Source organism: Pseudooceanicola sp. NS-SX8, assembly GCF_057380755.1.
The window spans coordinates 4,109,488-4,127,089 of sequence record NZ_CM170819.1; the positions used below are offsets into that span (position 1 = coordinate 4,109,488).

The 17,602-nt window shown below is 68.4% G+C and carries 16 protein-coding genes; 5 read left to right on the plus strand and 11 right to left on the minus strand.

The genetic code is table 11. From position 1 onward, the window contains the following. The first annotated feature begins 114 nt into the window (after positions 1–114). The 4 genes from AC2IR1_RS18745 (at position 115) to AC2IR1_RS18760 (ending at position 4,076) form a co-directional block, all read left to right on the plus strand. A complete protein-coding gene (locus tag AC2IR1_RS18745) occupies positions 115–405 on the plus strand; it encodes a hypothetical protein (protein ID WP_486473493.1) in 291 nt (96 codons plus the stop codon). Then, entirely contained in the window at positions 405–1,316 is a 912-nt protein-coding gene (locus AC2IR1_RS18750) for a glycosyltransferase family 2 protein (RefSeq protein ID WP_486473494.1), read from the plus strand. Before AC2IR1_RS18745 ends, AC2IR1_RS18750 begins: the two co-directional genes overlap by 1 nt. 192 nt (positions 1,317–1,508) lie before the next feature. Next, positions 1,509–2,468, plus strand: a complete 960-nt coding sequence (locus AC2IR1_RS18755; RefSeq protein WP_486473495.1) for a glycosyltransferase family 4 protein — start codon at positions 1,509–1,511, stop codon at positions 2,466–2,468. Positions 2,469–2,636: 168 nt separating this feature from the next. After that, entirely contained in the window at positions 2,637–4,076 is a 1,440-nt protein-coding gene (locus tag AC2IR1_RS18760) for an amidase (RefSeq protein WP_486473496.1), read from the plus strand. A gap of 108 nt (positions 4,077–4,184) precedes the next feature. Here AC2IR1_RS18760 and AC2IR1_RS18765 read toward each other — a convergent pair whose 3' ends face one another. The 5 genes from AC2IR1_RS18765 to AC2IR1_RS18785 all read right to left on the minus strand — a co-directional run bounded on the left by AC2IR1_RS18765 (position 4,185) and on the right by AC2IR1_RS18785 (position 9,874). After that, positions 4,185–5,666: a tripartite tricarboxylate transporter permease gene (locus tag AC2IR1_RS18765; RefSeq protein ID WP_486473497.1), complete on the minus strand. Its 1,482-nt coding sequence runs from the start codon at positions 5,664–5,666 to the stop codon at positions 4,185–4,187. 9 nt (positions 5,667–5,675) lie between these two features. Continuing rightward, the gene (locus tag AC2IR1_RS18770) at positions 5,676–6,296 is read right to left on the minus strand and encodes a tripartite tricarboxylate transporter TctB family protein (RefSeq protein ID WP_486473498.1); all 621 of its coding nucleotides are present in this window, start codon (positions 6,294–6,296) and stop codon (positions 5,676–5,678) included. After that, a complete protein-coding gene (locus AC2IR1_RS18775; protein WP_486473499.1) occupies positions 6,293–7,255 on the minus strand; it encodes a tripartite tricarboxylate transporter substrate binding protein in 963 nt (320 codons plus the stop codon). The genes AC2IR1_RS18770 and AC2IR1_RS18775 overlap by 4 nt, the downstream gene beginning before the upstream one ends. Before the next feature lie 97 nt (positions 7,256–7,352). Further along, on the minus strand, positions 7,353–7,889 hold the full coding sequence (locus AC2IR1_RS18780; RefSeq protein ID WP_486473500.1) for a hypothetical protein: 537 nt from the start codon (positions 7,887–7,889) through the stop codon (positions 7,353–7,355). Beyond that, a complete protein-coding gene (locus AC2IR1_RS18785) occupies positions 7,886–9,874 on the minus strand; it encodes a primary-amine oxidase (protein ID WP_486473501.1) in 1,989 nt (662 codons plus the stop codon). Before AC2IR1_RS18785 ends, AC2IR1_RS18780 begins: the two co-directional genes overlap by 4 nt. Before the next feature lie 139 nt (positions 9,875–10,013). On the opposite strand from AC2IR1_RS18785, the gene AC2IR1_RS18790 reads away from it, so the two are divergent. Continuing rightward, positions 10,014–11,060, plus strand: a complete 1,047-nt coding sequence (locus tag AC2IR1_RS18790; RefSeq protein WP_486473502.1) for an AraC family transcriptional regulator — start codon at positions 10,014–10,016, stop codon at positions 11,058–11,060. A 323-nt stretch (positions 11,061–11,383) separates the two neighbouring features. Here the strand turns inward: AC2IR1_RS18790 and AC2IR1_RS18795 are convergent, their stop codons facing one another. From AC2IR1_RS18795 to AC2IR1_RS18820, 6 genes are all read right to left on the minus strand, one after another. Further along, the gene (locus AC2IR1_RS18795) at positions 11,384–12,247 is read right to left on the minus strand and encodes a MurR/RpiR family transcriptional regulator (protein ID WP_486473503.1); all 864 of its coding nucleotides are present in this window, start codon (positions 12,245–12,247) and stop codon (positions 11,384–11,386) included. A 115-nt stretch (positions 12,248–12,362) separates the two neighbouring features. Then, a complete protein-coding gene (locus AC2IR1_RS18800) occupies positions 12,363–13,385 on the minus strand; it encodes an ABC transporter ATP-binding protein (RefSeq protein WP_486473504.1) in 1,023 nt (340 codons plus the stop codon). Further along, the gene (locus AC2IR1_RS18805) at positions 13,382–14,155 is read right to left on the minus strand and encodes a glycerophosphodiester phosphodiesterase family protein (protein ID WP_486473505.1); all 774 of its coding nucleotides are present in this window, start codon (positions 14,153–14,155) and stop codon (positions 13,382–13,384) included. The genes AC2IR1_RS18800 and AC2IR1_RS18805 overlap by 4 nt, the downstream gene beginning before the upstream one ends. 98 nt (positions 14,156–14,253) lie before the next feature. Continuing rightward, positions 14,254–15,066 carry a carbohydrate ABC transporter permease gene (locus tag AC2IR1_RS18810; protein WP_486473506.1) on the minus strand — a complete coding sequence of 271 codons (813 nt, stop codon included), beginning with the start codon at positions 15,064–15,066 and terminating at the stop codon, positions 14,254–14,256. Then, the gene (locus tag AC2IR1_RS18815) at positions 15,056–15,925 is read right to left on the minus strand and encodes a carbohydrate ABC transporter permease (RefSeq protein ID WP_486473507.1); all 870 of its coding nucleotides are present in this window, start codon (positions 15,923–15,925) and stop codon (positions 15,056–15,058) included. The genes AC2IR1_RS18810 and AC2IR1_RS18815 overlap by 11 nt, the downstream gene beginning before the upstream one ends. Before the next feature lie 144 nt (positions 15,926–16,069). Further along, entirely contained in the window at positions 16,070–17,329 is a 1,260-nt protein-coding gene (locus tag AC2IR1_RS18820; protein WP_486473508.1) for an ABC transporter substrate-binding protein, read from the minus strand. Between the last annotated feature and the right edge of the window lie 273 nt (positions 17,330–17,602).

Sequence of the window (17,602 nt, forward strand, 5' to 3'; positions counted from 1 at the left end):
GAACGGATAGGATCCCAGCCTGTTGCGCCACCCAACTGTCCTAGGGTGAGGAAGAACCGGCGCGGGCCCGGGCGTATATTGGAGCGATCAAGACACCACTCACGGAGTCACGCCATGACCAGCCCTGCCCTCCGCAACGGTTTTTCGAACACGCGTTTCCCGCGCGTGCTTGCCATGGTCATGGCGGCCCCGCGTGGCGTCCTGCCGCTGGGCTTCGCGGGTGCGGCCACCATCGCCGCTTTCCCCACCGCGGCCCTGCTCCTGCTGCCCGCCGTGATCCTGGCCTCGCTGGCCGTGGCCCTCGCCTCCATGGCGACCGCCCTGCCGGAGCCGCGCCCCGCGCCCGTTCTGCGCCGCGACACCGGCCGCACTCCCGCCACCTTCCGCAACAGGTCCCGCATCTGATGCCCCGCTATTCCATCATCATCCCCGCCCGCAACGCCGCGCTCACCCTGGGTGCGGCGCTCGACAGCCTGATCGCGCAATGCGTCACCGACTGGGAAGCCCTGATCGTCCTGGACGGCGCGGACGAGGCGACCCGGACCATCGCCCAGGACTATGCCGAACTCGACCTGCGGTTCCGCGTTCTCGAAAACGTCGGCACCGGCGTGTCCCAGGCCAGCAACCTGGCCGCCGCCCTGGCCCGGGGGGAGATCCTGGCCTTCTGCCGTGGCGACCGCCTCTGGATGCCCGGGCGGCTGCGCCGGATGGACGAAGCCTTCACCGATGCCACCCTCGATGCCTGCTTTGGCCGGATCGCCCTGATGGACGACCTGGGCAGCTATACCCTGTCCAGCGTGCCCGAGGGGGATCTGACGATCGAGGCGCTGATGGCCGACAACCCGGCCGGCACGCTCAGCAACATTGCCGTGCGGCGCGATGTCTTTCACGCCACCGGAGGGCTCGACACGCGGATCAGCAGCGGGTCCAGCCTGGAATGGGCGCTGCGCCTGGTGGGCGAAGGGTTCCGCCTGCGCGGGATCGACGCCACCCTGACCATCCAGCGCGCCAGCAGCGCCGCCATGGTCGACCTGCCCGCGAAATGTGCCGGGCGCCTCGCCGCCCTGGTCACCGCCGCCCGCTATGCCGGGGCGCGCACGCCCCAACGGGACGCCCAGCTGCTACGCGCCATGACCCGCCGCGCGCTTGGCCGCGGCGCCCCGCGCGGCCTCGCCCTGCACCTGGCGATGCGCGGCCTGCGCGCCAGCCCCTCTGGCTGGTTCTCCGACCTGCGGCACGGCACGCTGACCCTCTCCGGAGCGCTGGTCGCCCCCATCCTGCCCGCCTCACTTCGAAAAACCCTGTTTGCAAACTAGACCACCGCGATTTGCAAACAGGTCCCCGCGCCACCGCCTGACCCGACAGGCATCCCGAAGGACCCGCCAATGCTTCGAATTGCGCATCTGATCGATGATCAGCCCGTCGAGGGGCTGGACCGGTACCTCGCCTTCCTGGGCAGGGCACCGGGCCCTTCGAATATGGGCCCTTCGAATATGGGCCTCTCGGATATGGGCCTAACAAATATGGGCCTGTCGGACATGACCCGGCACGAGGTGCACCGGATCTCCCTCTCGCGCCCCCTGCCGCAGCGGATAGAGGCGGATGTGATCGTCTCCCACCTGGCGCTGACCTGGCGTGGGATGCCGGGGCTCATGGCCCTGCGCGCGCGCAACTCCGCGCCGGCCTTCCTGCATGTCGAACACCATTATTCGGAGCGCTACCAGGCCCTGAACGTGCCCGCCAGCGCCCGGTTCCATACCCTGCTGCGCGGCGCCTACATGCTGTTCGACCGGGTCATTGCCACCTCTGCCGCGCAGGCCGACTGGATGCAGTCGGTCCGCCTTGCCGGGGCCGAACGCCCCTGCGTCATCCCGCCCGTGTCCGACCTGACGGACCTGCGCGCCCTGCCCGCCCCGCGCGGCCCCCTGCGGCAGCTGACCGCGATCGGCCGCTTCGACCGGCAAAGCGGCTTCGACCTGCTCGTGCGCGCCTTCCGCGACCTCCCCGGTCCGACCCTGCACCTGACCCTGCGCGGCGACGGCCCCGAACACACCGCCCTGCAGGAGCTTTCGGCCGGCGATCCGCGCATTTCCTTCGCGCCGCCCCCCGCCAGCCCGCTTTGCGCGATGGCTCATTGCGATGCCCTTCTGATGCCCGCGCGCTGGCAGCCCTCCGCCCTGCTGGCGGCAGAAGCCCGTGCCGCCCGCCGCGTGGTGCTGATCTCCGCCGCCGATGCCCCCGCCGGGCAGGCCCCGGCCGGCACCGTCATCGTGCCCGAACTCAGCGCGACACGCTGGACCGCCGCCCTGCGCCAGCTGGTCGAAGGCGAACCGCCCCAGGCCGGCGAGGGCCTGCGCGCCGACGACCAGGTCACCCTGGCCGCCTGGCGGCAGCTTCTGGGCGACCTGCATCCGCAGAACCAGGGCCAGCCCCAAGCCCTGCCGCTGCCGATGGCGCAACGCCACTGACCCGCCGCCGGGCCTTCGGGCGCCGGGACACCGTGCCAGCGCAACGGGCGCCAGCGCAACAGGGCCCAACACCAGCGGGCCCAACTCCACCGGATGCGGACGGCTTTGACATCCCGCGCCCTGCGGCCGAGGATGGGCGAAACGTCCCGCACCACAGGCACTTGCACCATGACTTCCCCCGCGCGTCCCTTCACCGGCCCCGACCTCTGCAAGCGGGAGGCGCATGAGGTCGTGGACCTCCTCCGCCGCAAGGAGGTCTCCCCGGAGGAGCTGCAGGAAGCCGCCTTCACCCGCATCGACCAGGTGGAACCGGCGATCAACGCCATGCCCACCACCTGCCGCGACCGGGCAGAGGCGGCGGCGCACCTTGCAGGCGACGCGGCGCATCCCGGCTGGCTGGCGGGGCTGCCCGTGGCGATCAAGGACCTGGCAGAGGTCGCGGGCGTGCGCACCACCTTCGGCACACGCGGCCTCTCGGGCAACGTGCCCGAAATCTCGTCGCCCATCGTCACCCGGATCGAGGAACGCGGCGGGATCGTCATCGGCAAGACCAACACGCCGGAATTCGGCGCCGGGGCCAATACCTTCAACGATGTCTTCGGTTATACCCGCAACCCCTGGAACACCCGGCTGAACGCCGGAGGCTCCTCTGGCGGGGCGGCGGCGGCCCTCGCGGCGGGAGAGGTCTGGCTCGCCCACGGCTCAGACCTCGCCGGGTCCCTGCGCACCCCCGCCGCCTACTGCGGCGTCGTGGGCTTCCGCCCCTCCCCCGGCATCGTGCCCGGCGCCCCGGCGCACTCCCGCTTCCATACGGAGGCACTGCAGGGCCCCATGGCCCGCTCGGTCATGGACACCGCGCTCTTCCTCGATGCCATGGCGGGGTTCACCCCGCGCGAACCGCTCTCCTACCCCGCGCCCGTCACGCCCTACCAGGAGGCAGTGCGCCGTGCCTCGGGCCGCATCCGCATCGCCTTCTCCCTCGACCTCAACGGCTTCGCGCCGGTCTCCGCCGCGATGGAGGCGCACCTGCGCTCCGCCCTGGCCCGGATCGAGAGCGCGGGCGCCACGGTGGCCGAAACCTGCCCCGCCCTGCCCGACCTCGACCGCACCTACCGCACGCTGCGCGGCATGCTCTGGGCCTCCGGCCCCGGCCGCGCCGACGCGCGCCTGCAACGCACCTACAAGCGGACGCTGCAGGAAAACATCGACTACGGCCGCGCGCTCACCATCGACGACGTGCTGGATGCGCAGCAGGCGCGCTCCCGCCTCTACGATGCCGTGGTGCGCTTCATGGAAGGCTTCGACGTGCTGGCCTGCCCCGTGGTCGGCCTGATGCCCGGCCCGGTGGAAGAGGAATACCCCACCCAGGTCGACGGCAAGCCGCTCACCGATTACATCGCCTGGCTGCGCTTCTCCTACCTCTCGCCCACGCTGGGCCTGCCCTCGGTCTCCGTCCCCGTGGGCCTCTCACCCGAAGGGCTGCCGGTGGACCTGCAGCTCATCGGCCCGCCGCGCGGCGAAGCGGCCCTGCTCGCCGCCGCCCGCGCCGTGGAACTGGCCTGCGGCGGACCGCTGGGCCCCATCGACCCGGTGACGCCCAACCGCTGAAACCCCGCTGACCCACCCCAGTACCGAGCCCCAGTACCGGGCGCCCTTCCCCCATTCGATGGCTGGAAATACTCCCGCCGGAGGCATCGCCCCGCAGGGGCGACCCCTTCATGTCTCGCGGTTGCGGTTCTCGCGGTAGATGCCCACGAAATGCAACGCCAGCAGCGCCACGATGGCCACGCCCAGGAAGGCCGCGATGGGACGGTCGAAGAAATCCCAGAAGACCCGCACCCGCGCCATGGCCGGGCGCAACTTCACTTCCATGATCCCGCCCAGCACCATGCCCAGCACGATCGGCACCACCGGCAGGTTCTGCCGCTTGAGCACCAGCCCCAGCACGCCGAACCCGGCGGCAATCGCGCAATCCACGACCGAGTTCCGCAGCGAGTAGACGCCGACGAAGCTCAGTACCAGGATCATCACGCCAAGGAACCGCGTCGGGATCCGGATGATCCTCAGCAGCCCGTTCGACGCCACCAGCATGAACAGGATGACGATCACGTTCAGCAGGATCATCGCGGAATAAAGCGCGTAGACGAAGTCGATCTGTCCCTGGAACAGCTGCGGCCCCGGGATCACGTTGTGCACGTAGAAGACCGACAGCATCATCGCCGTCAGCGCCTCCCCCGGGATGCCCAGGGCCAGCAGCGGGATCATCGCGGCGGCAGGCACGGCATTGTTGGCGCTTTCGCTGGCCACCAGCCCCTCGGGACTGCCCTTGCCGAAGTCATCGGGCGTCTTCGATGTCTTCTGCGCGTAGGTATAGCTCAGGAACTGCGCGGTGAACTCGCCCACCCCGGGGATCATCCCCATCAGCACGCCGAAGCCCGCGCCGACACTGCCGATCCGCCTGTATTTCCAGACCTCGGCCATGGCGCGGCCCATGTTGCCCTCGATCTTCTGGGCCTCGGGCGCGCTTTCCTCGCTCGACAGCAGGTCGAAGGCCTGGCTCAGCGCGAAGAGCCCCAGCACCACCACGATCAGGTCAAAGCCCGATCCCAGCCATTCCTGCCCGAAGGTGAAGCGCTGGGTGTATTTCACCGGTTCCAGCCCGACAGTGCCCAGGAAGATCCCGAAGGCCGCCAGCATGCCGGCGGCAAAGGTCTGCCCCCGATGCGCCAGCACCACCAGCACGAGGCCCAGAAGCGCCGCCAGGAAGATCTCGCGCGAGCCGAACATCGGCGCCACCTTCGCCAACACCGGCGACAGGAAGATCAGCGCCAGGATCGACAGGATGCCGCCCATGAAGCTGGCGCCATAGGCCAGGCCCAGGGCCCGCAGCGCCTCGCCCCGTTTCGTCATCGGGTGACCGTCGTAGGTGGTCAGCGCGTTCACGGCGGTGCCGGGGGTGTTGATCAGGATCGCGGGCAGCGCGCCGCCGAACATCGAGGACCCGTAGATGCCCAGCAGCATCGTCAGCCCCACCAGCGGCTCCATGGCGAAGGTCGCGGGCAGCAGGATGGCGATGGCAACCGCAGGGCCCACGCCCGGGATCGCCCCGATGATGACGCCCCCGATGGACCCCACCAGCAGCGCCAGCATCACGTCCCAGTGCATCAGCATCCCGATGCCGGAAAGAAGCATGTCCATGGGATGACCTCAGAAATGAACCATGACGAAGGTGCGGATGCCGTCGGGCAGGTACTCGTAGACCGCCCCCGCCGGGATCTTCACCTGCAGGAAGGATTTGAACACCACCACGACCGACAGGGCGAAGAGGGCCGAAATCCCCATCCAGCGCCAGCTGCGGTAGCCCAGCCGCCAGGCCAGGGCACAGGTGAAAATGACGGTGACCGGCAGGTAGCCGCCCCGGGGCACAAGCCAGACATAGACCAGGAACCAGCCCGCGAACTCCAGGCTGCGGGCCCAGCCCAGCACCTCCTGCTGCCAGCCGGGGCGGCGTTCGGACAGGAGCCCGCCCAGCAGGTGCCCCGCGCCGAACAGCACCATGCCGATGATCGCCACCCCGGGCCAGAAGGCGGGCTGCGCGTAAAGCTTAGTCCGCGCCACCCAGTCGGTCTGGAAGGGCAACAGCGCCAGCAGCAGCAGCGCCAGCCCCATGAAGCCCCCGGCAAAGATCAGGTCACCCGGCCGCCCGTAGCGCCCGAAAAGCGCCTGGAAATTGCGGATCCGGACGACGTTCTGAAAGCGCGACCCCGCGCGCGGCAGCCTTTCGGGCTGGCGCACGCGCGGGGTCTTCTTGCCTGGCTCACGGCTCATTCAAGCAGCTCGTTGATGGTGACCATCGTTGCCGCGTCGCTCTCGATCTGGGCTTCGGCCTCTGCCGCGTCCTGCCAGTAGATCAGCGCACCGGTATCCGCCGCCAGCTTCTTGGCCGCATCCGACTGCATCACCTTCACGGCCACCGCCTCGATCTTGTCGCGCGCCTCCTGCGGCACGTCGGCCTTCACGAACAGCCCGTTCCACAGGGCCATGTTCAGCTTGGGATCGACCTCGGCCACGGTGGGCACGTCGGGCGTCACCGGGATCCGCTCCGCCCCGATGGAGGCCAGGATCTTCACATCGTCGAGGCAGGGGAAGATCTGCTGCAGCGTGGTGTTCATCACGTCCACGTCGCCCGAAGCCAGGCTGTTGCAGTCCAGCGCGTCAAAGGCCGCCTCGAAGGCGAAATCGAACCCCTTGTCCTTGGCCAGGGCAAAGGTGATCTGCGTCGGCGTCAGCATCGCGCCGAAGTGGCCCAGCGCCACGTCGTGATCCTGGGCATAGGCCGCCAGCTCGTCGATGGTGCTGTAGGGCGCATCGCCCGAAGTGGCGATGACGAAGGGATAGGTGACGAAGACGCCGATCGGCTCGAAGGGGTTCGGGCTCAGCGCCGGGATGCCGATCTGCGGGCCGGTCAGCACCACGTCCGACACGAAGGAGCCGACGGTGTAGCCATCGGCGGGCGCATTGGCGACCTCGACCGCACCGGGGAAGGGACCACCGCCGCCACCGGGCTTGTTCACCACTGCGGCGGGCACGCCGTATTCCTTCTGGAACTCGTCGGCGATCATCCGGGTCAGGATGTCTTCAAGGTCGCCCGGCGGGAAGGGCACGACGAATTCGACGGGCTTCTCCGGCCAGTCGGCCAGGGCCATGGTCGGGGCGGCCAGCGGCGCCGCGACGGCCGCCAGGGCCAGGGCGTAGGGGGTCACTGAATAAAGCGGAAAGGTCTTCATGGGTTGCGTCTCCTGTTGGGTCATTTTTCGGTTCATTGGCCGTGGAAACTGTCCCCCGCCCCGCGCCACGGCACGCGAAGCGGCGGTGTCATGGCGCTCAGCTCACCCGCAGCGCCATGCCGAATGTCGCCGCCGTCATCGGCAGGATCTCCATCAGGCCGCCGGCCCGGCCCCGCCCGATCTCACGGTAGGAAACCAGCAGGCTCAGCCCGAGGTAGATCATCAGTCCCAGTGCCGTGACCTGCACGAAAAGCGCCGGTGCCCGGCTCATGGGCAGCAGGGTCACCCCCTCTGCCGTCAGAAGCGGCAGCGCGGCATCGCCGCAGATCCCCGCGCCGTTCAGCACGAAAAGCGCCAGCAGGACGGCGGCCATCGCCAGATGGCTCGCCCCCCGGTGCAGGCAAAGCGCGCCACCCGCACGCAGCCGCAGCCCCATGCGCAGCGCCAGCAGGCCCAGCGCCACCACCCCTGCGTAAAGCAGGGGCGCCGCGCCCGACATCGCCAGCGCCATGGCGCCCAGCGCCGCCAGCGCCTCGGCCCTTTCCGCGCCCCGGTCCGCACCCTGACAGGCGCGGACACAGGCCAGCGTGCCCAGGGCCGCAAGGCCCAGCAGGGACCAGTGGTAGGCGCTCACCCCTTGCTGCCGCAGCAGCTGCCGCCCTCTGCCGCACGGGTCTTGTTGGAATGGCAGCATTCCTTCCCGTTCGGATCCTCGGGCACATCCAGCGTCGGGTTGCGGTCAAAGAAGTTCTCGGGCCGGAAGGTGAAGCCCGCATAATCGACCGGCATGATCGGCCAGTCCTCGGTGCGCGGGAAGTGCGTCAGGCCGAAGGTGTGCCAGACGACGATATCCTCGCCATCCACGCTGCGGTTGCCCGCCGCATAGGCTGGCAGGCCCGCGCCGCCCGGATGCTGGTTCGGCGTATAGCCCGCCGCCCACAGCTCATCCCGGTCGAACTGCGTCACCCACAGGCTCTTGGTGGCAAACCCGGCCCGCTTGGTGATCGAGGCCTCGTCATCCGCCAGCAGCAGCGGCAGCCCCTCGGGCATCAGCAGGTAGGCCGGCGCTTCCCCCACCCAGTTCTTCGTCTCGGCCGAAGAGACACGCCAGGTCCGCATCACCTCGTTCCTGGCGCAACGCTGTGCCTCACCTTCGGTGCCCAGACGGGTGATCTCCCGGGTGAAGGCATTGCCCACCGGGTTGCCCTCGCCCATCTTCAGCCGCTTCACGTCGATCTCGTCGACGAAGTTCTTCTGCCCATCCACGGCCACGTCCAGCCGGGCCGAGAACATGTGCTGGTGCTGCGGCGCGCCCAGCCGGGGCGCCATCTCCGTCGCCCATTCGTAGTCCCCCTCCGGGCGGCCGGAGGTGAAGACGATCCCCGTCGCCTTGCACTCCAGCTCGATCTTCCCATCCAGGTAGAAGTACCAGTAGAACCCGTAATCGTAGTTCCCCACGGTGACGAAGAAGCTGACCACCAGCCGCCGCTGCCGCCGCACGTCCGAGCGCCCCGAGAAGACGCAGGTATGCTTCCACAGCGTGCCGAAGTCCTCTTCGTGAATGCAGATCGCGTTCTTCAGCTCCACCGGGTTGCAGAAGTCGTCCACCACCGTCGCATCGACATAATGGATCTCGCCCAGGCAGTCGCAGCCCAGCACGAGGGAATTGGCCAGCCGCCCGAACTGATACTCGCCCGCGTCGAAATAGTTCTGCCATTCATGGGTCGGCTGCGGTTCGCCATAGGGCACCACCATTTCCGACACGGAGGCGCGGTTCAGGATCGACCGCTTCCGCCCCCGGTCGTTGAAGCTGATATCGTGCAGCGTCAGCCCCTCGCGCCCGTTGAAGCCGACACGCACCTCCCAGTTCTGCCACTTCAGGATGTTGTCCTCCATGGTGAAGGAGGCACCCTGCGGCTGGGTGATGTTCAGCGGCTTCATGTCCTCGCGCAGGGGCCCGCCCAGATCGCGATCCATGTAGTCGCCGCTGGTCTCCGGGATCTCGGTATAGCCGGTATCGACAAACCGCAGCACCTCGCGCGACAGCAGGTCGACGTGGCAGACCACACCCTCGATCGGATGCGCCCAAAGCTCGTGGATGGCATCGGGGTTCGGCGCGTAGAAACTGAGGACGCGCAGCATCCGACGGCCCTCTTCGCCTTCCCAGCCGAACATGCCCGCCGACAGGGGGCAGCAGAACACCTGGTCCAGGTTGGTGATGCCGCGCTTGGCCAGCGCCTCGACGAACCGCGGATCCGCCTTGGAGATCTCTTCAGCCGCCACGTAGTCCTCGTCCAGCACCGGCCCCCAGCCGTCCTTCGCCGGATCCAGCACCTTGTCGACGATGATCGCCGCGCCCGGGATATCCACGACCATCTCCCGCAGGGTCTGCTCGACGATGTCCATCACCAGCACGCCGATCTCCCGCGGGATGGCGGCGCCGGGGGTCCAGGCGGCAAGGGTCGCGTGATCGGGTTCACGCAGCATGACGTAGCTGAACCGCTTGCTCTCCCCCTCGATCCCGGCGGCGGCCAGCACCTCTTTCAGCTTCACCACCTCTGCAGGTGTGATTGGATCCAGCGGGTGTTTCACATCCGCAGCAATGGTTCCCTCGGTCATCATCTGGCCCCTGTTCTCAACATGATCTCGCACGTCTTGCGTGCCTTGATCCTCAGGGTAAGGAGCGCCGCAGTTGCACCTATTGCCAACAACGCCAAAAATTCGATAATTCGCGCCAAAGTGTCGGAGATCGTCAGAAATGCCCCAGGAAGGCCGCAAAACCCGCCCGCTGCCGGATTCGCCGTCCCTGCGCGCGTCTGCTCTCGCGCCGGTTCTGGCGCATTTTGCCGACAAACCGGGCAGCATTGAAACGGTCCTGCTGGCCAACGGGGTTGATCCGGCCCGCGTGCGCGACCCCTACGAGGCGATTCCCCTGGCCGCCTATCTGCAGATCTTCGAAGAGGCGGCCGAACTGGCGGGTGATCCGGTGCTGGGCGCAAGGCTGGGCCAGCGCATCCAGGCGGGTGAACTGGGGCCCACCGGGCTGCTGCTGCTGCAATCGGGCACGCTGCGGCGCGGGCTGGAACGCTTCGCAGGCTCCCTCTCCGCGCTGCAGACGGCCACCGACATGCAGATGACCCAGGCAGAGGGGATCCTGTCGATCACCTATCACATCCGGTCACGCGCGGTGCGCCCGCAACCCCAGGACAGCGAGTTTTCCCTCTCCACCCTCGTCCGGTTGATCCGCTCCGCCTTCGATCCGCGCTGGCAGCCGCTGGAAGTGCACTTCGAACACGCGCCCTCGCGCCGGCCGGACCTGCTGCAACGCATGTTCCGCGCCCCCGTCCGCTTCGGCCAAAGCTCCAACAGGCTGGTCTTCGGGCCAGAAGGACTGGACCGTGAATACCGGGTAGAGGACGCGGGGCTGATCCTGGTGATCGAACGCCACATCGCGGACCTGGTGCTGGAACAGGATGCCGGCGCGGCGCTGCAGGACCGGGTGCTGTCGGTGGTGGTGCGCAACCTTGGCCAGCGCCCGGTGGAGCTGGAAGGCATCGCCGCCGAACTGGGCCTGGCCCCGCGCAGCCTGCAACGCGCCCTGGCCGATGAAGGCACTTCCCTGCGCGCCATCGTGCAGGCCCACCGGCAAAGCATCGCGGAAACCTACCTGGCCGATCCGCGTCTCAACCTGAAACAGGTGGCCCAGGCGCTTGGCTATTCCGACGCCACGGTCTTCTGGCGCGCCTACCGGGGCTGGACGGGCCAGCCCCCCTCCCACGCGCGCCCAGGCGGACAAACCCCGTAGGGCGGGAGCCATCCCGCCTTCCAACGCCCCGCGCCGCGCACCACCGTCGAAAAACACCCCCACCGGGATTTGGTACAGCGATGGTGGGCTTCACCCACCCTACGGCCCGGATCAGAACGCCCTAGCGCCCTCCCGCAACCGCCCGGGCGAACAAACCCGTAGGGCGGGAGCCATCCCGCCATTCCACGCACCGCGCTACGCACCACCGTCGAAAAACACCCCCACCGGGATTTAGCGCAACCATGGTGGGTTTCACCCACCCTACGGCCCAGATCAGAACACCCTAGCGCCCTCCCGCGCCCGCCCGGGCCGACAGCGCCGGATCAGAACGCGGTGGAGCCATCCCGCAGGGCGCGGAAACGGGCCAGGGCGCGCATCGTCCGCCCCTCGTCGATCAAGGCAAGATCCAGGATCACCGTGTTCGCCACGGTCATCGGCACGACGAGGGACTGGCTCTCCCCCGCCTCGCCCCGCGACGCGGTAATCTGCACCTCCGCCGGGGGATCGAAACGCACGCCGCGTGCATCGCCCAGGGCCAGCACCCGCGCGCCACGGTCTGCCGCCAGGCTCCGCAACTCCTGCAGCTTGGGATTGGGGCGGCGATAGTTGATCAGCCACAGCACGTCTCCGGCCCCCAGAAAGGCCGCCTGCTCCCAGATGCGGGCAATCTCTCCCGACAGGTCCACCGCGTCATAGCCCGACCGGCGCAGCCGCGTCGCCACCAGCCGCGACAGCACCGCCGCATGGCTCGACCCCATCACGTAGATCCGCCGCGCGCCCAGAAGGGCCTCGGAAAACCGCCGGATATCGGCATCCGCCACCGCCGCGCGCAGCGCCTCCAGCGCCGCCATCTCGCTGTCCAGAACAGAGGCCAGCAGCCCCCCTTCGCCCGCCCGCACCAGGCGTGCGGCAATCCGGGCGCCCGGGTCCTCGAACTCGCCTTCGACCAGGTGTTCCCGCAGGAAGGCGCGGAACTCCGGGTAGCCCTTGAAGCCCAGCCGCCGCGCCAGCCGCACCGCGCTGGCCGGGTGCACCCCGGCGCGGAAGGACACCTCCTTGCCGTTCTCCATCGCCGCCCGGATCGGGTCGCGCCGCATCACGTCCAGCAGCCGGGTATCCGCCTCCGTCAGCTTCCCCTCGTGGCGGGAGATCAGCTCGCCCAGGAAGGGCGGTGTATCGCGTGTCATCTCATCCCCTCCTGTCGCCGGTACGGGCGTGCCACCCCGGGCCGCCCCATGTCGCCCCCGCAGGAGTAGCCCGCCCGGGCTACAGCGTCCACGCCCTCCCGGCGCGCAGGTCCGGTCACAGCCGGGCGCCGCTCCGGGCATCGAAGAGATGCGCGGCGCCCGCGTCATATTCCAGCCAGACGGTCTCCCCCTGTTCCGGCAGCCCCTGCGCCCGGCTGGCCACGGCCGCGATCCGCCCCGTGGGTGCTTCGCAATGCAGGACGAAATCGGCGCCCGTCATCTCCGTCAGGGCCAGCCGCGCCTCGATCGCCGGGGCCTCGGGCCGCACCCGGTGCAGGCCCAGCGCCTCGGGCCGCAGGCCCACCTCCACCCCGGCCGGCCCCTGCCAGCCGGGCAGCGTCGCGGCGGGGAAGAAGTTCATCACCGGCGCCCCCATGAAGGCGGCGACGAAGCGGTTGGCGGGCCGGTCGTAGATCGCCGCGGGCGTATCGAACTGCTGCAGGTGGCCGTCCTTCATCACCGCGATCCGGTCCGCCAGGCTCAGCGCCTCGGTCTGGTCATGGGTGACGAAGACGATGGTGGCGCCCAGCTGGCGGTGCAGGTCCTTGATCTCTGTCCGCATCGAGACCCGCAGCGCATTGTCGAGATTCGACAGCGGCTCATCCATCAGGAAGGTCGAGGTATCGCGCGCCATGGCCCGCCCCATGGCGACCCGCTGCCGCTGCCCGCCCGAAAGCGCACCGGGCTTGCGGCCGAGGTAGGGCGTCAGCTGCAGCATCTCCGCCACCGCCCGCGCCCGCGCCTCCCGCTCCGCCTTGGGCACCTTCCGCAGCTCCAGCCCGAAGGCGATGTTCTGCAGCACGCTCATATGCGGGTAGAGCGCGTAGTTCTGGAAGATCATCGCGATGTCGCGGTCCTGCGGTGCCAGCGCATTGGCGCGCTGCCCGTCGATGCGCAGCTCGCCGCCGGTGATCTCCTCCAGCCCGGCAATCAGCCGCAGCAGGGTCGACTTGCCACAGCCCGAAGGCCCGACGATCACCACGAATTCCCCCGCCGCGATCTCCATGTCGACGCCGTGCAGCACCTCGGGACCCTTGGCATAGGCCTTGCGGATCCCCTCCAGCGTGATCGAACTCATTGCCCTGCCTCCGCGCTGCGTGCCCGTTCGAAGGCCGCGCGCCGGGCAATCGCCAGGCTCGGCCGGTCGGTGGTGAAGACCTTCACCCCCATCTCCAGCGCCCGGTCGATCTGCGCCGCGCGATGCGCCCCCCAGCAGCCGAAGGCCAGCCCCGCGCCGCGCAGCTCCGTCATCAGCTCCGGCGTGGCGGTGTCGATGTTCACGCCCACCTCGGCGATGCCATGGGCAGTGCAGACCCTGATGACCCCCCGCGCGCCCAGCTGACCCAGCACCGCCGGGCTGACCAGCCACAGGCAGGGCCGGTCAGAGGCCCGCAAGAGCGCCACCACCGTCTCCAGCAGGAAGGAGGAAAACCCGGTGCGCGCCAGCATCCCGCCCTCGGCCAGCGCTGCCACCACCTTTGGCGCAAAGCCCGGATAGGCCCCCGCCAGCCCCGGCTTCAGCTCGCAGCGGAAGCCGACGCGACTCTCGCGGTAGATCGCGCAAAGCTCGTCGAGGCTGATCGGATGCCCGCCCGCGCCATAGTCGATGACGGCGGCCCGCACCTCCGCCTCGGTCAGCGCGGCGATGGCGCCGGTCCGGTCGGTGGTGCGGTCCAGCGTGGCATCGTGATGCACCATGATCGCCCCGTCGGCGGTGGGATGGACGTCGAACTCCACCTCCTCCAGCGCCATCCGGGCCGTGGCGCGAAAGCCCTGCGGGGTGCTGTCGCCGTATTCCAGCGTGCCGCCCCGGTGGGAGGCGATGCGGGTGAACGCGTATCTCGTCATGTCGTTGTCTCTCGTTCGGAAATCTCGGCGCGGCCCTGCAGGGGCCAGCAGGTCAGGGACCGGCAAGTCAGGCGGCCTGCCCGATGGGGCCCTGCGGCTCACTTCACCGCGCCCATGGTGATGCCGCGCACCAGGTGGCGCTCCACCAGGACGAAGCCCAGCAGGACCGGCAGGATGGTGATGGTGGAGGCGGCCATGACCAGCGGCCAGTCGATGACATCCTCGCCCGGGTTGATCCGGTAGAGCCGCGCAAGGCCGATCTGCAGGGTATAAAGATCCTCCTTGCCGATCGCGACCAGCGGCCAGATGTAGTTGTTCCATTCGCCGATGAAGATGTTCAGCCCCATGGAATAGATCGCCGGGCGCGAGATCGGCACGATCACCCGCCACAGCACCTGCAGGTGGGTCGCGCCGTCCATGTAGGCGGCCTCGTCCAGCGCGCGGGGGATGCCCCGGATGTACTGGCGCAGGAAGAAGGCGGCGAACCCGCTGCTGATCGCGGGCAGGATCAGCCCGGCGTAGGTATCCAGCAGCCCGGCCCTGGCCAGCGTCAGGTAATTGGGGATCAGGGTGATGTGGCTGGGGATCATCAGCGTCGCCACCACGGCGCCGAACATCAGGTTGCCGCCCCGGAACTCGAACCGGGCAAAGGCATAGGCCGCCGTCACCGCCACGGCCAGCCCGCCCAGGGTGACCACCCCCGACACGAAGACCGAATTCAGCAGGTAGCGGGCGAAATTGTACTGCATCACCGCCACCTCGTAGTTGTCGAGGGTGAAGGACAGGCCCCCGGCGTAATAGGCATCGGCAGTCTGGAAGCTCATCCAGATGGAATAGAGCACGGGCGACAGGAACAGCAGCGACAGGACAAGGGTCGCGACCTTGGCGCGCGGGGACATCTCAGGCTTCATAATGGACCCTCCGGCCGATGACGCGCGCCTTGACCACGGCCAGCACGATGAGGAAGACGAAGAGCATGACGGCCAGCGCCGACCCCTGCCCGATGTCGAACAGCGTGAACCCCACGCGGTAGAGCAGGTTGACGATCATGTCGGTGGCCCCCGCCGGGCCGCCCTTCGTCATGACGTTGACGATGGTGAAGACCTGGAAGGCGTCGATCACCGAAACGACCAGCAGGAAGTAGGTGGTCGGCATGACCAGCGGCATGGTCACCCGCCGGAACACGTGCCAGCGCCCGCCGCCGTCGACCTTGGCGGCATCGTAAAGCTCTTCCGGCACCGCCTGCAGGCCCGCCGTGTAGATGATGATGTCGTACCCCAGCTGCTTCCAGGTGTTGACGAAGATGATCACCCACAGCGCCAGCGCCGGGTCCTGCATCCACATCACCCGGCCGATGCCGAACCAGCCCAGCACGGCGTTGATCATCCCGTAATCGGTGGAAAAGACCCAGGAAAAGACCACCGCGATCGACACGGTGGAGGTGACGGAGGGCAAAAACAGCGCCCCGCGCGCCAGCCGCGACACGAAGGTTTCCCGGATCAGGTAGCTCGCCACGCCCAGTGCCAGCGCCAGCCGCAGCGGGACGGAGATGACGGCGAAGATCGTCGTGACCTTCAGCGCGTTCCAGAAATCGTGGGAGGACAGCAGCAGGCGGTAGTTGTCCGTGCCGACCCAGGGTTTCGTGGGCGACATGAAATCCCATTCACGGAACGACAGGTTCACGCTCTGCAGGATCGGGATGTAGGTGAAGACCGCCATGAAGGCCATCAGCGGCAGCACCAGCAGGTAGGGGGTCAGTTTGCGCAGCATCGTTTCATCGACAGGGATGGGGGGCGGAAGCAGGGAACAGAAACGGGGGGCGGGACGGTTTCCGCAGGGCCCCCGGAAGGGCCCCGTCACCGCAGCGGAGGAGGGCCCGGCCATGCCGGACCCCCTTTTCCCGTCGGGCGGGGTTTACTTGGCCAGCCGTGCGGCCTCGGCCCGGGTGCGGGCGGCGAAGTCGTCCAGGGTCTCGTCGACCGGACGCTGACCCAGCGCCATGGCCTGCCACATGTCGTACTCGGTGGCGCGCATCCAGGTGACGACCGGCGGGCGCGGACGGCCCTTGGCAACCGGCAGCTGGTCGATGGCCACACGGATGCCCGGCTCGGTCGCCAGCGCCTCTGCGGCCAGCGGCTGGGCGGCGGTGCCCTTGTTGATCGGCATGTAGCCGGTGCCGGCGAACCAGATCGCATTGGCCTCGGCCGATGCGGCGTAGGAGATGAACTTCCACGCGGCGTCCTTCACCTCCTGGTCGGCGGTGGACAGGATGCCGATGCCGGCGCCGCCGATCGGCGTGCGGCAGACCCTGTTGCAGGGCATCGGCAGCACCACCAGGTCGTCACCCAGGGCCGCCTTGGCCTTGGTGTAGCCGCCGGTGGAATTCATCATGATCCCCACCTTGCCGGCCAGGAAGGCATCGCGACCGCTGTCTTCCTCGGTCACGCCATCGACGGATGCGACGTGGTACTCATGCACCAGCGAGGCCATCCATTCATAGGCTTCGCGGGTCTTGTCGCTGTCCAGCAGGATCTCCCCCGTGACGCTGTCGATCATGTCGCTGTCATTGCCCATGATCAGGCCCCAGCGCGCGAACTGGCCCGGCGATGCGATGCCGAAGATGCCCTCGTCGCCCAGCTTCTCCTGCACCTGCTGCGCCACCGCCAGAACGTCGGCATAGGTCTCCAGCTTCGGTTCCTCGGGCACGCCGGCCTGCTCCAGGATCGCCTTGTTGTAATACAGGACCGGGGTGGAGCTGTTGAAGGGCACGATGTAGTTCTTGCCCTCGTAGACGCCGACCTCGCGGGCGAAGTCGAACAGCTGGTCCTTCAGCGGATCGGCGTCCAGGTAGCCGGTCAGGTCGGTCAGGATGCCCCGGTCTGCAAACAGGCCGTAGCGCGTGACCTCCATGATCACCGCGTCGGGCTCGCGGTGCGCGGGGATCGCCGCCTGCAGCTTGGCCACGATGTCGTTGTAGTTGCCGATGTGCTGCGCGTCGATGTGGATGCCGGGGTTGGCCGCCTCGAAATTCTCGACGATCTGGGTCAGGGCGTCGCCCTTGGACTTGCCGAAGCTGTGCCAGAATTCGACCGTCACGTCGGCCAGCGTGACGGAGGTGGAGCCGAGAAGGGCAACCAGGCCCAGGCCCGCCAGTCGGGGAAGTTTCGCAACCATGTCAGGGTCCTTTGCAATTGCGATTGCAGTTAAGTCCCCCGCCGTCTAGGCGCGCAGTGTGACAGCCGCCCGAAACGCCCGTGAACCTTTCGTGACGCCGCGCCCATCACCTTTCTTCACAAGGAAATAACTACAAACCCTGACACCACCCCACCGGCCACGACATCATGCAATTTATGTTGCAATCCCGATATCTTCCGCCCCAAACCCCCGCCCCATCGTCATCGCGCCGTGGCCTGCGCCATGCTATCCTGCACCCGGGCAGCCTGCATT

Coding starts and splice junctions, on each gene's coding strand:
- AC2IR1_RS18795 (WP_486473503.1), bottom strand. CDS start 12,247: ATGACACGCGATACACCGCCCTTCCTGGGCGAGCTGATCTCCCGCCAC.
- AC2IR1_RS18820 (WP_486473508.1), bottom strand. CDS start 17,329: ATGGTTGCGAAACTTCCCCGACTGGCGGGCCTGGGCCTGGTTGCCCTT.
- AC2IR1_RS18755 (WP_486473495.1), top strand. CDS start 1,509: ATGGGCCTAACAAATATGGGCCTGTCGGACATGACCCGGCACGAGGTG.
- AC2IR1_RS18815 (WP_486473507.1), bottom strand. CDS start 15,925: ATGCTGCGCAAACTGACCCCCTACCTGCTGGTGCTGCCGCTGATGGCC.
- AC2IR1_RS18805 (WP_486473505.1), bottom strand. CDS start 14,155: ATGACGAGATACGCGTTCACCCGCATCGCCTCCCACCGGGGCGGCACG.
- AC2IR1_RS18785 (WP_486473501.1), bottom strand. CDS start 9,874: ATGACCGAGGGAACCATTGCTGCGGATGTGAAACACCCGCTGGATCCA.
- AC2IR1_RS18760 (WP_486473496.1), top strand. CDS start 2,637: ATGACTTCCCCCGCGCGTCCCTTCACCGGCCCCGACCTCTGCAAGCGG.
- AC2IR1_RS18745 (WP_486473493.1), top strand. CDS start 115: ATGACCAGCCCTGCCCTCCGCAACGGTTTTTCGAACACGCGTTTCCCG.
- AC2IR1_RS18810 (WP_486473506.1), bottom strand. CDS start 15,066: ATGAAGCCTGAGATGTCCCCGCGCGCCAAGGTCGCGACCCTTGTCCTG.
- AC2IR1_RS18775 (WP_486473499.1), bottom strand. CDS start 7,255: ATGAAGACCTTTCCGCTTTATTCAGTGACCCCCTACGCCCTGGCCCTG.
- AC2IR1_RS18770 (WP_486473498.1), bottom strand. CDS start 6,296: ATGAGCCGTGAGCCAGGCAAGAAGACCCCGCGCGTGCGCCAGCCCGAA.
- AC2IR1_RS18750 (WP_486473494.1), top strand. CDS start 405: ATGCCCCGCTATTCCATCATCATCCCCGCCCGCAACGCCGCGCTCACC.
- AC2IR1_RS18800 (WP_486473504.1), bottom strand. CDS start 13,385: ATGAGTTCGATCACGCTGGAGGGGATCCGCAAGGCCTATGCCAAGGGT.
- AC2IR1_RS18765 (WP_486473497.1), bottom strand. CDS start 5,666: ATGGACATGCTTCTTTCCGGCATCGGGATGCTGATGCACTGGGACGTG.
- AC2IR1_RS18790 (WP_486473502.1), top strand. CDS start 10,014: ATGCCCCAGGAAGGCCGCAAAACCCGCCCGCTGCCGGATTCGCCGTCC.